Genomic DNA, 9,905 nt, shown 5'->3' on the forward strand with positions numbered 1-9,905 from the left:
ATCCCCATGAAACTCTGGAGCAAGGCCTTTGCCGACAATGCGCCGATTCCCGGCGAGTTTGCGTTTTGCGTGCCCGACGCGGCCAGTCATGTCGCGCTGTCGAGCAACCGCAACCCGGATCTGCATTGGGATGACGTGCCCGCCGCCACCCGTTCGTTCGTGCTGATCTGCCATGACCGCGATGTGCCGAGCAAGGGCGACGACGTCAACCAGGAAGGCCGCGAGGTTCCGGAATCGCTGCCGCGCGTGGACTTTTTCCACTGGGTGCTGATCGACGTTCCGCCCGGTCTACACACGATCTCGGCAGGCTCGCACAGCGACGGCGTGATCGCGCGAGGCAAGCCGGGCCCCGAGGCGCTGGTGGGTACTGCCACGGCTGGCGGCCTGCGCCACGGCCTGAACGACTACACGGGCTGGTTCGCCGGTGACGCGGATATGAAGGGCGACTACTTCGGCTATGACGGCCCGTGCCCTCCGTGGAACGATTCGATCATTCACCACTACGTATTCACCGTGTACGCGCTCGATATCGACCGCGTTCCGGTCGAAGGCAAGTTCACCGGTGCCGACGTGCGCCGCGCGATCCAGGGCCATGTCCTGGCCGAGGCCAGCCTGACCGGTACATACACCCTTAACCCGAGGCTCGTGAAGTAACCTCGTTCGCCCCGCCGGGCGTCAGACCCGGCCCGAACCGTCGCCCCCCGAGGAATCGGCAATGTCGCAAAGCACTGGCCCGCAATCGCTGGCCTACACCCACCTGATCGTGATTCGCCATGGCGAGACGGCCTGGAACCGCGAGCGGCGGCTGCAGGGCCAGCTCGACATCCCACTGAACGACACTGGCCGCGCCCAGGCGAGCGCGCTGGCCGAGGCGCTGGCCGGCGAGCCGATCGACGCGGTCTATTCGAGTGACCTGGGTCGTGCCATGCAGACGGCGGCGCCGCTGGCCGAGACGCTGGGTTTGCAGGTGCGGCCCGAGCGTCGACTGCGGGAGCGTTGCTATGGCGATCTGGAGGGGATGACCTACGCTGAAGTGGCGGAGAAGCGCCCTGAGGATTTCGCGCGCTGGCAGGCGCGCGTGCCCGACTACGCGCCGCCCGAGGGCGAATCGCTGCGCGAGTTCCACGACCGGGCGGTCGAGGTGGCGCTGTATCTGTCGCGGCGCCATCCTGGCGAGCGCATCGCGTTGGTGGCGCACGGCGGCGTGCTCGACTGCCTCTACCGCGAGGCGGCGGGCATGACCCTCGAAGCGCCGCGCGAGCACGAACTGCTCAATGCCAGCGTCAACCGCCTGCGGTGCGACACCGCCCACCTTACGCTGCTGCAATGGGCCGACGTCAGCCACCTAGAGGCGCTGGCGCTGGACGAAGTCGATCGACGCGTCCCCTGATCCTATCTACCTGATCCGATTCTCCGGACTACGCCCGGGCGTCCAGCCGCGAGCGTCGGTGCAATAAAAAACTCCCGGCCACGGCCGGGAGTTGTCCAATCGCAGAGGAGGAGAGACCCTGCGAATTACAGGTCCAGCTTGCTGATCTTGGACCCGTCCAGTGAAACGTCGAACATCAGGCCGGCATTGGTCTGGACGAAGCCGATCACCGGCTGCTGGCCCGTAACCGTATCCACCTTGCCGTTCGCGCCGACCTTGGCCAGTGCCACGCTGGCATCGACGCCAGCCGTCCAGCCCTTGGCCTGCAAGAACTTGTTGTAGGCTTCCGGCGTCATGAACATGATGATCACCGAGCGCGACTGGCCGCCAGCCGTCAGGCCGAACGACGCGGCGATCGTGCGGTAGTAACCCACATTCGCGCCCTTGCTGCGCAGCACGCCGTCGCCGTACTCGCCGCCGATCACCAGGCCACCGGCCAGCACGCGCGGGAACACCAGAATGCCCTGCGCCTTATTGGCCAGTTCGCGCGAACCATCGACCGACGTGAACAGCCGGTTCAGCGCGCCCTCGGCGCCAGCATCGATTTCCTGACGCCGAGCAGCCGCGTCTTTCGAATCGCTGGAGCCCGTGGTCGTGCAACCTGCAGCCATGGCGGTAGCGACGAGCAGGCCGGAACCTGCCATACGGGTGACAAAGTTGCGTCGATTCATTGTTGTTCTCCTGATTGGGATGGCAGGTGGATTCTCCGGCTGAAAATCAGCCGGCATTCGGCGACTTGACGGTGATGGCCACCACTTCGCGCACAACAATCTTGGCCATTTGGCCCTGCTTAATGCTCGCCAGGTCGATATTCGGGTCCTGCACCTTCACGGTACGCAGGGTTTCACGCGGGCCGCGGAAGGTCACCATACGCTTTGCCACGTCTACCTTGGTGATCTGAGCGGTGATCGTGGTCGTGATTTCACGCATCACGCCAGGCTTGCCGCCCTCGGCGGCGTGGGAAACGCGTTCCACCTGCTCCAGCAGCGGAGTGTCCTTGCTGTCCACCGGCTGGAGCGCCGCCACCACTGCCGCGCCGCGCGTGAGCGTCACGATATCGCCCTTGCGCACGTTGCCGATGTTCTTGGCTTCATCGCCAGCCACGAGTTCGACCAGATTGCCGCGCGGGCCCTGGACGAGTACGGCCTTCGACTGCGGATCGACATCGACCACCTTGCCGCTGACCACGGCTTCCTCGGCCACGCCGATCGGCGCAGGTGTCTTTGCCTGCGGCTTTTGCGCGTGCGCCACGCCCGTCGCGCCGATCGCCAGGGCGGCCGCCGCGGCAAGTACGGAGATCAGGGAAGTTGGTTTGGCTCGCAAATTCATTTCTGATCCTTATGGCGCAAACGCGCACCTGTAATTAAAGGGGATGCAGCCATTGTGGACAAGCGGCCAGAGGCCAGCAATCCACTTCGAAAAAATTTGCGACGGGGTGCTAAAACGTTTAAATGGCGCGCCCGACGGTCGCCGGGGCATCTGGAGGCGCAAAAAAAAGGCCGTGGAACGGCCTTGGGCGGGATGCGGAAAATCAGAGCCCTTCGGCGGGCTCGGCACCACCGTCGCGGGGCGATGCCAGCCCGAAATGGCGGTAGGCGGCGGCTGTCGCCATACGTCCTCGCGGGGTCCGCTGCAGGTAGCCCTGCTGGATCATGTAGGGCTCCAGCACGTCCTCGATCGTGTCGCGGGCTTCGCCGATCGCTGCGGCCAGATTGTCCACGCCGACCGGGCCACCGTCGAATTTATGCAACACGGCTTCCAGCAGCTTGCGGTCCATCAGGTCGAAGCCAACGCTATCCACGTCGAGCATCTCCAGTGCGGCGTCGGCCAGCTCTCTAGTGATTGTTCCGTCGCTTTTCACCTCGGCAAAGTCGCGCACGCGACGTAGCAGCCGGTTGGCGATCCGGGGCGTGCCACGCGCGCGGCGGGCAATTTCCAATGCGCCGGCCGGGTCGATGGCGGCATTCAGCAATTGTGCCGAGCGCGCGACGATGCGCGCGAGCTCGTCCGGGGTATAGAACTCGAGCCGCGCCACGATGCCGAAACGGTCGCGCAGCGGATTGGTCAGCATCCCGGCGCGCGTGGTGGCGCCCACCAGCGTGAAGGGTTGCAGGTCGAGCTTGACCGAGCGGGCCGCCGGGCCTTCGCCGATCATGATGTCGATCTGGTAGTCCTCCAGCGCCGGGTACAGGATTTCCTCGACCACCGGCGACAACCGGTGAATTTCGTCGATGAAGAGGACGTCGTGGGCTTCGAGATTGGTCAGCAGGGCGGCCAGATCGCCCGGGCGTTCGAGCACCGGCCCCGATGTCTGGCGCAGATTGACGCCCATCTCGCGCGCGATGATGTGGGCCAGCGTGGTCTTGCCCAGGCCGGGAGGCCCGAACAGCAGCACGTGGTCCAGTGCTTCGCGGCGCTTGCGGGCCGCGTGCATGAAGATGTCGAGCTGGCCGCGCACCTTCTCCTGGCCGACGTATTCGTCGAGCAGCTTGGGCCGTAGCGCCCGCTCGAACGCTTCTTCCTGCGTGGAAGCGGGCGTGGCCGAGATCACGCGGTCGGGCAGGCGGTCGGCGCCGGTCAGCTTGTCGGTTTCAATCATGGCAGTCAGAAGCAATTTGCCGCCATTCTACGCTGCGCCCCCGCCCCGAGCCGTTCGCGGTGCGTCCTTAGCCTTTCGACAGCGCCTTCAGCGCGAGCTTGATACCGTCGGACACGCCGGTGCCGGCCGGCACCTGCTTGATGGCCTGCGCGGCCTCCTTCTCCGAGTAGCCGAGCGCGAGCAGCGCGTTGAGGATGTCGATGGCGCTATCGGCCACCGGGGTGGCGCCGGGAGCATGGCCCAGATCCGCGCCAAGCTTGCCCTTGAGCTCCAGTAGCAGCCGCTCTGCTGTCTTTTTGCCGATGCCCGGGATCTTGGTCAGCCGGCCCGCTTCCTGCATCGTCACGGCCTGTGCCAGTTCCGGTACCGAAAGCCCAGACAGCACGGCCAGCGCCATGCGCGCGCCGACGCCGGTGATCTTGATCAGCTCCCGGAACGTATTGCGTTCGGTGGCCGTGGCAAAGCCGAAGAGCAGGTGCGCGTCCTCCCGCACGATCTGCTGGGTCAGCAGCGTTACGGGATGGCCGATCGCCGGCAGGTTGTAGAACGTGCTCATCGGCACATCGATCTCGTAGCCGACGCCATGGCAGTCGACCAGCAGATGCGGGGGATTCTTTTCGAGCAGGGTGCCGGCGATACGTCCGATCATGGTGGGTGCGATGAAGAAGCGAAATTGGCCGCAAGTGTAGCGCGGCGAGCGTGCTTAATGGCCGCCGTTGGCGGGTGGATCCACGGCGCGACGACCCAGCGCCGGGTCGTCGGTGAATACGCCGTCGACACCCGCGGCTGCGAAAGTCTGGATCTCGCTGATCATGCCGGCCGGGTTGCGCGTGGCATCGTCACCGGGCGCACGCAGCGATTTCGGCAGGAACGCGTTCTCGGGCCGGAATGTGTAAGGATGCACTACCAGGCCCGCCGCGTGAGCGTTGGCGAGCAGCGCGGTCGGCGAGGCGAGATTGCCGTTGGCGTCGCGCGGGATCACGCTGTTCTTCTCGGGGCCGATGCCGTTGGCGTAGGTGGCCACTTCGCGCAGGCCGATCGGCTTCATCATGTCGGCGTACGTGCGCGTATCACCTGCCAGACGCCAGTCCGCGGGACGGCTGCGCGGATTGCCGATAAGCTGGACGATCATCACGTTGGGCATCGAATTACCCAGCAATCGCTTGACGGTGCGCAGCGGCGTGGCTTCGAACGACTGCACATAGACCGGCACGGTCTTCGCGTAGGCGCTGCCCTGCAGCGCGGTTACGAGTCGCTCCTCCAGCGGCAGGCCGATACCGCGATAGTAAGTGGGATGCTTGAGTTCGGGATAGATCCCAACCGACCGTCCACGCTTCATGGCGGCCAGCTCGGCGAGCTTCAGGATTTCGTCGAATGTCGGGATCTCGAACTGGTCATTGAGCTTCGCATTGGCGGGACGCAGCTTCGGAATCCGCTCACGGGCGCGCAGCGTCTTCAGTTCGGCCAGCGTGAAGTCCTCGGTGAACCAGCCGGTCAGACGCTCGCCGTCGATGACCTTCACACGCTTGCGGTCCGCGAACTCCGGCACCTCGGCCACATTGGTGGTACCCGTGATGTCGTTCTCGTGCCGTGCCACCAGCACGCCATCCTTCGTTGCCACGAGATCGGGCTCGATGATGTCGGCGCTGTCGTCGATCGCCTTCTGATAGGACGCCAGCGTGTGTTCCGGCCGCAGCGCGCTGGCGCCGCGATGGCCGATGATCAGCACGGGCTTCCGCGCGGCGCCGGTGGGAACGGATGCCGTGGATGGCACCTCCGGCGCAGCCGTGGACGTGGGCGCACGAGGTGGCGCCGCGCAGCCGGCAACGAGGCCGGCGGTCAGCGCGGCAAGCGAGAATCGGGTGATGAACGGATGGTGCATCGGAGCATTCCTGACGGTGTCACGAACGACGATTGTAAGCGCCGGCCGTAGCGGTCATCCGTAGGCGTTGCTCTGAAAATGGCAATCGATCGGCGTCGGTCCGCCGGCGACGAATCAGCCGACCAGCCGGCCGCGCCGCACGCGCATTCCCTTGCGCGCCAGCTCAGGCGCCAGCCCGGCCAGCGTGCCGAGCGTGTCGCCGCCATTGGCATGGCAGATCGCCACGCCAAGCGCATCGGCCGCATCGGAGCTCGGACGGCCGGACAGCGACAGCAGCCGCATCACCATCTCCTGAACCTGCTCCTTGTTGGCCCGGCCGTATCCGACCACGGCCACCTTGAGCTGCAGCGCGGTATATTCGAACACCGGCAGCCCTTGCCCGACCAGCCCGCAGATCGCCGCGCCGCGTGCCTGGCCGAGCAGCAGGGTCGATTGAGGATTGACGTTGACGAAGACCTTTTCAATCGCCGCGCAGTCTGGCGCGTAGGTCCGCGCGACTTCGGAGATGCCGTCGTAAAGCGTCTTCAGGCGTTCGGGCAGGCTGGTCTCGCCATTGCTGCGGATCGTGCCCGACGCGACGTAGGCGAGCTTGTTGCCGTGCTTTTCGAGCACGCCAAAGCCAGTGGTTCGCAAACCGGGGTCAATGCCGAGAATACGCATGAAGCAAGGGCAGGGGGAGATGGGCGTAGTGTAGAGGATTACGCCGCAGGGGAGGGGTTGCGCGCCTCTCCCGTAGCGCGGGAGAGGCGCCGGGGCGAGGGCAGCGGTGTGCCCTCGCTACCGTTTTAGTGGCGGAAGTGGCGCGTGCCGGTCAGCACCATGGCGATGCCGCGCTCGTCGGCGGCGGCGATCACTTCATCGTCGCGCATCGAGCCGCCCGGCTGGATCACGCAAGTCGCGCCAGCGTCGACCACCACGTCCAGACCATCGCGGAACGGGAAGAACGCGTCCGATGCCACGGCCGAACCCGCCAGCGTGAGGCCGGCGTTCTGGGCCTTGATGCTGGCGATGCGTGCCGAGTCCACGCGGCTCATCTGGCCCGCGCCCACGCCCAGCGTCATGCCGTTGCCGCAGAACACGATGGCGTTCGACTTGACGAACTTGGCCACGCGCCAGGCGAACATCAGATCGTCCATTTCCTTCGGCGTCGGGTGACGGCGCGTCACCACGCGCAGTTCGGACGGCTGCACGTTGCGCGCATCCGGGCCCTGCACCAGCAGGCCGCCGCCCACGCGCTTCAGGTCGTACTGATTCACGCCCTTGCCCAGCGGGATCTCCAGCAGACGCACGTTCTGCTTGGCGGCGAACACGTTGCGCGCGGCCGCGCTGAACGACGGGGCGATCAGCACTTCCACGAACTGTTTGGCCACGGCTTGTGCGGCAGCTTCGTCCAGTTCGACGTTGAAGGCGATGATGCCGCCGAAGGCCGAGGTCGAGTCGGTCTTGAAGGCCTTGTCGTAGGCTTCCAGCGCGTTCGCGCCAACCGCCACACCGCACGGATTGGCGTGCTTGACGATCACGCATGCGGCGCTGTTGGCGGCGTCGAACGACTTGACGCATTCCCACGCGGCGTCGGCATCGGCGATGTTGTTGTAGGACAGTTCCTTGCCCTGCAACTGCACGTAGTTGGCCAGCGCGCCGTCGAAGGCCTTGAGGTCGCGGTAGAACGCGGCCGACTGGTGCGGGTTCTCGCCGTAGCGCATTTCCTGGACCTTCTCGAAGGCCAGGTTCAGCGTCTGCGGATAGGCGCTGCGGGCCTGGTGCGACTTGTCGGCGCCGAGGCTGGTCAGGTAGTTAGTGATCGCGCCGTCGTACTGGGCGGTGTGGGCGAACACCTTGGTAGCCAGGCGGAAGTTCGTGTCGTAGCCGACGCTGTTGCCATTGGCGCGCATCTCGCCGAGTACCACCGCGTAATCGGCCGGATCGACGATCACGGTCACGTCGCGGTGATTTTTGGCCGCCGAGCGCAGCATGGTCGGGCCGCCGATGTCGATGTTCTCGATGGCGTCCGGCAGCGTGCAGTCATCCTTGGCCACGGTCTGCTGGAACGGGTACAGGTTCACCACCAGCAGGTCGATCGTCGGAATGTTGTGCTCGGCCAGGGCTGCCATGTGTTCCGGCAGGTCGCGACGGGCCAGGATGCCGCCGTGAACCTTCGGGTGCAGCGTCTTCACGCGGCCGTCGAGCATCTCGGGGAAGCCCGTGTAATCGGCCACCTCCGTGACAGGCAGGCCGGCCTCGGCCAGCAACTTGGCGGTACCGCCGGTGGAAAGCAGCGTGACGCCAAGCGCATTGAGTTCGCGCGCGAAGTCGACGATGCCGGTTTTGTCTGAAACGGAGAGAAGAGCTTGCTTGATCATGGCTGTGGGGAATGCGTCAAATTCAAAGTAAACCGTGTTGCTGCAGCTTCTTGCGAAGGGTGTTGCGGTTGATGCCGAGATACGCGGCTGCCAGTGACTGGTTGCGCTCGGCGCGCGTCATCACGGCTTCCAGCAGGGGCCGCTCCACGGCCTCCAGCACCATGTTGTACATGTTGGACGGCACTTCGCCGTCCAGATCGCGAAAGTAGGTATCCAGGCTATCCCGGATGCATTGGTCGATGGCGTTGCGGCTCATGCGGCAAGCAATTCCCGTTTCTTGTTGTTGTCGAGCGCGTCGTCGTCCGCTGCGGCATTCTCGTCGACATAGACCAGGCGGTCGGAGATTGCAGCCTGTTCGTCGAAGAATGCGTTGACGGCCGCGAGTTGCGCGTCGGTGGATTCCAGTGTGTTCATGCGATGCCGGAACAGGTTCGCGCCCTTGAGGCCGCGCGTGTACCAGGCAATATGCTTGCGGGCGGTGCGCACTCCGGTGAACTCGCCGTAGAACGCGTAGTGGTCCGCAAGGTGATGGTTCATGATCGCGCGGATCTCGGCCACTTCTGGCGAGGGCAGCAGTTCGCCCGTCTTCAGGTAGTGCTCGATCTCGCGGAACAGCCAGGGGCGGCCCTGCGCGGCCCGGCCGATCATGATCGCGTCGGCGCCGGTCACGGCCAGCACATGTCGCGCCTTCTGCGGCGTGGTGATGTCGCCGTTGGCGACCACGGGGATGCGGATCGACGACTTGACGGCGGCGATCGTCTCGTACTCGGCTTCGCCATGATAGAGATCGGCGCGCGTGCGGCCGTGGATCGTCAGCATGCTGATGCCGGCGTCTTCTACCATACGCGCCACACGCAGCGCATTCTTGTGCTCGCGGTCCCAGCCGGTGCGGATCTTCAGCGTGACGGGCACGCGGTCACCCACGGCGGCCACCACGGCCTCGACGATGCGCACGACCAGCGGCTCGTTCTGCAGCAGCGCCGAACCGGCGGCCACGTTGCAGACCTTCTTGGCCGGGCAGCCCATGTTGATGTCGATGATCTGGGCGCCGCGGTCCACGTTGTAGCGGGCCGCCTCGGCCATCATCGACGGCTCCGCGCCTGCGATCTGCACCGAAATCGGTTCCACCTCGCCGGCATGGTTGGCGCGGCGCATGGTCTTTTCGCTTTTCCAGAGCTGGGCGTTCGACGCGACCATCTCGGACACCGCGTAGCCCGCGCCAAGCTGCTTGCAAAGCTGGCGGAAGGGCCGGTCGGTCACCCCGGCCATGGGGGCGACGAACAGGTTGTTGCGAAGTTGGTGCGGACCGATCTGCACGATGGAACGGTGTTGGGTGCGTTCAGGCGAAGCTGGCGATATGCAAAAACATGCCCCTGCCAAGCCTTGGGGCCGGCGCAAGTCGGGTCATGTGCGAGGGCGGGATTTTACCGCCAATCCGGTACGGTTGCTCAAGAAATGAGCAAATATCATGAAGACGGCCCCGCAAAGGGGCCGTCGGGGAGCCGCCTGGCAAATATCGACTAGCCGCGTGCGCCGTACATCATCTGCCGCGCCAGCGCGTGCTTGAGCGGCGCCACGCAGGCCAGTGCTGCGAGCGACGCGCCACGGGCGTGGGCCGCCATCGGGCCGCCCACG

At 65.5% G+C, this 9,905-nt stretch carries 11 protein-coding genes; 2 read left to right on the top strand and 9 right to left on the bottom strand.

Annotation, left to right across the window (positions count from 1 at the left end; translation table 11 throughout):
• Positions 1 to 6: 6 nt before the first annotated feature.
• Both D769_RS13740 and D769_RS13745 read left to right on the top strand, forming a co-directional pair.
• Entirely contained in the window at positions 7 to 654 is a 648-nt protein-coding gene (locus D769_RS13740) for a YbhB/YbcL family Raf kinase inhibitor-like protein (RefSeq protein ID WP_008646018.1), read from the top strand.
• A gap of 61 nt (positions 655 to 715) precedes the next feature.
• Positions 716 to 1,390 carry a histidine phosphatase family protein gene (locus D769_RS13745; RefSeq protein WP_008646019.1) on the top strand — a complete coding sequence of 225 codons (675 nt, stop codon included), beginning with the start codon at positions 716 to 718 and terminating at the stop codon, positions 1,388 to 1,390.
• A gap of 125 nt (positions 1,391 to 1,515) precedes the next feature.
• Here the strand turns inward: D769_RS13745 and D769_RS13750 are convergent, their stop codons facing one another.
• The 9 genes from D769_RS13750 to dusB all read right to left on the bottom strand — a co-directional run bounded on the left by D769_RS13750 (position 1,516) and on the right by dusB (position 9,587).
• On the bottom strand, positions 1,516 to 2,100 hold the full coding sequence (locus tag D769_RS13750) for a YSC84-related protein (protein ID WP_008646020.1): 585 nt from the start codon (positions 2,098 to 2,100) through the stop codon (positions 1,516 to 1,518).
• A 46-nt stretch (positions 2,101 to 2,146) separates the two neighbouring features.
• A complete protein-coding gene (locus tag D769_RS13755) occupies positions 2,147 to 2,758 on the bottom strand; it encodes a hypothetical protein (protein WP_008646021.1) in 612 nt (203 codons plus the stop codon).
• A 202-nt stretch (positions 2,759 to 2,960) separates the two neighbouring features.
• A complete protein-coding gene (ruvB, locus tag D769_RS13760) occupies positions 2,961 to 4,028 on the bottom strand; it encodes a Holliday junction branch migration DNA helicase RuvB (protein ID WP_008646022.1) in 1,068 nt (355 codons plus the stop codon).
• Positions 4,029 to 4,095: 67 nt separating this feature from the next.
• Complete coding sequence (gene ruvA, locus D769_RS13765) at positions 4,096 to 4,677, bottom strand: Holliday junction branch migration protein RuvA (protein ID WP_008646023.1); 582 nt, start codon at positions 4,675 to 4,677, stop codon at positions 4,096 to 4,098.
• Positions 4,678 to 4,731: 54 nt separating this feature from the next.
• Positions 4,732 to 5,910, bottom strand: a complete 1,179-nt coding sequence (locus D769_RS13770; protein WP_008646025.1) for a glycerophosphodiester phosphodiesterase — start codon at positions 5,908 to 5,910, stop codon at positions 4,732 to 4,734.
• A 114-nt stretch (positions 5,911 to 6,024) separates the two neighbouring features.
• The gene (gene ruvC, locus D769_RS13775; protein ID WP_008646027.1) at positions 6,025 to 6,570 is read right to left on the bottom strand and encodes a crossover junction endodeoxyribonuclease RuvC; all 546 of its coding nucleotides are present in this window, start codon (positions 6,568 to 6,570) and stop codon (positions 6,025 to 6,027) included.
• A 125-nt stretch (positions 6,571 to 6,695) separates the two neighbouring features.
• Entirely contained in the window at positions 6,696 to 8,270 is a 1,575-nt protein-coding gene (purH, locus tag D769_RS13780; RefSeq protein WP_008646028.1) for a bifunctional phosphoribosylaminoimidazolecarboxamide formyltransferase/IMP cyclohydrolase, read from the bottom strand.
• A gap of 22 nt (positions 8,271 to 8,292) precedes the next feature.
• A complete protein-coding gene (locus D769_RS13785) occupies positions 8,293 to 8,526 on the bottom strand; it encodes a Fis family transcriptional regulator (RefSeq protein ID WP_008646031.1) in 234 nt (77 codons plus the stop codon).
• On the bottom strand, positions 8,523 to 9,587 hold the full coding sequence (gene dusB, locus D769_RS13790; RefSeq protein ID WP_008646033.1) for a tRNA dihydrouridine synthase DusB: 1,065 nt from the start codon (positions 9,585 to 9,587) through the stop codon (positions 8,523 to 8,525). The genes D769_RS13785 and dusB overlap by 4 nt, the downstream gene beginning before the upstream one ends.
• Positions 9,588 to 9,905: the final 318 nt, after the last annotated feature.

Source organism: Cupriavidus sp. HMR-1, from assembly GCF_000319775.1.
Taxonomy (GTDB): domain Bacteria; phylum Pseudomonadota; class Gammaproteobacteria; order Burkholderiales; family Burkholderiaceae; genus Cupriavidus; species Cupriavidus metallidurans.

What these genes read in the sequence shown, in the direction of transcription:
- D769_RS13740 (WP_008646018.1), top strand. Translation starts at nt 7, where the DNA reads ATGAAACTCTGGAGCAAGGCCTTTGCCGACAATGCGCCGATTCCCGGC.
- D769_RS13745 (WP_008646019.1), top strand. Translation starts at nt 716, where the DNA reads ATGTCGCAAAGCACTGGCCCGCAATCGCTGGCCTACACCCACCTGATC.
- D769_RS13750 (WP_008646020.1), bottom strand. Translation starts at nt 2,100, where the DNA reads ATGAATCGACGCAACTTTGTCACCCGTATGGCAGGTTCCGGCCTGCTC.
- D769_RS13755 (WP_008646021.1), bottom strand. Translation starts at nt 2,758, where the DNA reads ATGAATTTGCGAGCCAAACCAACTTCCCTGATCTCCGTACTTGCCGCG.
- ruvB (WP_008646022.1), bottom strand. Translation starts at nt 4,028, where the DNA reads ATGATTGAAACCGACAAGCTGACCGGCGCCGACCGCCTGCCCGACCGC.
- ruvA (WP_008646023.1), bottom strand. Translation starts at nt 4,677, where the DNA reads ATGATCGGACGTATCGCCGGCACCCTGCTCGAAAAGAATCCCCCGCAT.
- D769_RS13770 (WP_008646025.1), bottom strand. Translation starts at nt 5,910, where the DNA reads ATGCACCATCCGTTCATCACCCGATTCTCGCTTGCCGCGCTGACCGCC.
- ruvC (WP_008646027.1), bottom strand. Translation starts at nt 6,570, where the DNA reads ATGCGTATTCTCGGCATTGACCCCGGTTTGCGAACCACTGGCTTTGGC.
- purH (WP_008646028.1), bottom strand. Translation starts at nt 8,270, where the DNA reads ATGATCAAGCAAGCTCTTCTCTCCGTTTCAGACAAAACCGGCATCGTC.
- D769_RS13785 (WP_008646031.1), bottom strand. Translation starts at nt 8,526, where the DNA reads ATGAGCCGCAACGCCATCGACCAATGCATCCGGGATAGCCTGGATACC.